The sequence below is a fragment of the Streptomyces niveiscabiei genome (assembly GCF_001419795.1).
GTDB classification, from domain to species: Bacteria; Actinomycetota; Actinomycetes; order Streptomycetales; family Streptomycetaceae; genus Streptomyces; species Streptomyces niveiscabiei.
Map to the genome: position 1 here is coordinate 1 of NZ_LIRL01001209.1, position 1,169 is coordinate 1,169.

Below are 1,169 nucleotides of genomic sequence, written 5' to 3' on the forward strand. Positions count from 1 at the left end.
AGATGTGTGTGAGAGACAGGTGCGGGTCGCTGCCGCGGCGGGCGCGGTGGCCAGGGCGCCGACGGCGGTGGCCGTCAGGAAGGCCCGGCGGTTGGAGGGCATGACGCATCCTCAGGGTCGTACCAAGGGCCCTCGGCGGAGGGCCTGTTCACGGTACGCGCCTGATCCGTCACGCTGTGTGCCTGTTTAGCGACACTTGGTGTTTCCGTGTTCAGATCATCGCCGGTCCGATACGGGACCTTGACGGAGTCGGCGCCCTCCGCCCCGGGTGTATAACAACATGCAGGAACCATGCAGCCTGAATAGCCAGGGGGAGCACAAGAATGAGCGTGTCCGAGGGCCCCGCCGCCCGGCTCCAGACGCTCTTCGAGGGGCACCGGCTCACGCCGACGCAGCGCAGGATCGCGCACAGCATGGTCCGGCGGGCCGCTGACGTGCCGTTCCTGTCGAGCGTCGAGCTGGCGGAGCTGGCCGGGGTGAGCCAGCCGTCGGTGACGCGGTTCGCCGTGGCCCTCGGGTTCGACGGGTACCCCGCCCTGCGGCGCCACCTCCGCGAGGTCGCGCCGGGCGACCGGGCCGCCTCCTCGCAGAACTACAACGCCTACCAGCAGGCCGTCGAGGCCGAGATCGAGAACCTCCGGCACCTCGCGGAGATCCTCGCGGACCCCGCGCCCGTCCAGCGCGCCGGGCAACTCCTCGCGGCGTCCCGCCCCTTGCCGGTCCTCGGCCTGCGCGCGGCGGCCTCCCAGGCGTACGGCTTCTCCTACTTCGCCGCCAAGGTCCACCCCGATGTCCGGCTCCTCCACGAGGGCGGCTCCATGCTCCAGGACCGCATCGACGCGGCGGTCCGCGCGGGGGCGAGCGCACTGCTGTGCTTCGCGCTGCCGCGTCATCCGAAGGAGGTCCTCGATGCGCTGACGTACGCGAAGGGGGCGGGCCTCATGGTCGTCACGGTCGCCGACTCCGCGTTCGCGCCGGTGGCGAAGGCGTCGGACCTGCTGCTGCCGGCGGCCGTGGGCACGGGGCTCGCCTTCGACACGGCCTGTGCGCCGATGTTGTTGGGGCGGGTGCTGCTGGAGGCGATGTGCGACGACTTGCCGGATGCGCAGGCGAGGTTGGAGGAGTTCGACGCGGGGGCGGTGGCGCGGGGGTTGTTTGTGGAGTGAGGT

At 71.3% G+C, this 1,169-nt stretch carries 2 protein-coding genes; one reads left to right on the forward strand and one right to left on the reverse strand.

The features are described 5' to 3' along the window. A partial coding sequence (locus AOK24_RS52930; RefSeq protein ID WP_159052191.1) for a twin-arginine translocation signal domain-containing protein occupies nt 1–102 on the reverse strand: 102 nt, incomplete at its 3' end. 221 nt (nt 103–323) lie between these two features. Here AOK24_RS52930 and AOK24_RS42125 point away from each other — a divergent pair. Then, the gene (locus tag AOK24_RS42125) at nt 324–1,166 is read left to right on the forward strand and encodes a MurR/RpiR family transcriptional regulator (RefSeq protein ID WP_055725156.1); all 843 of its coding nucleotides are present in this window, start codon (nt 324–326) and stop codon (nt 1,164–1,166) included. Nucleotides 1,167–1,169 lie beyond the last annotated feature (3 nt).

Excerpts from the sequence above, each read along its gene's own strand:
- AOK24_RS42125 (WP_055725156.1), top strand. The coding sequence starts at position 324 with ATGAGCGTGTCCGAGGGCCCCGCCGCCCGGCTCCAGACGCTCTTCGAG.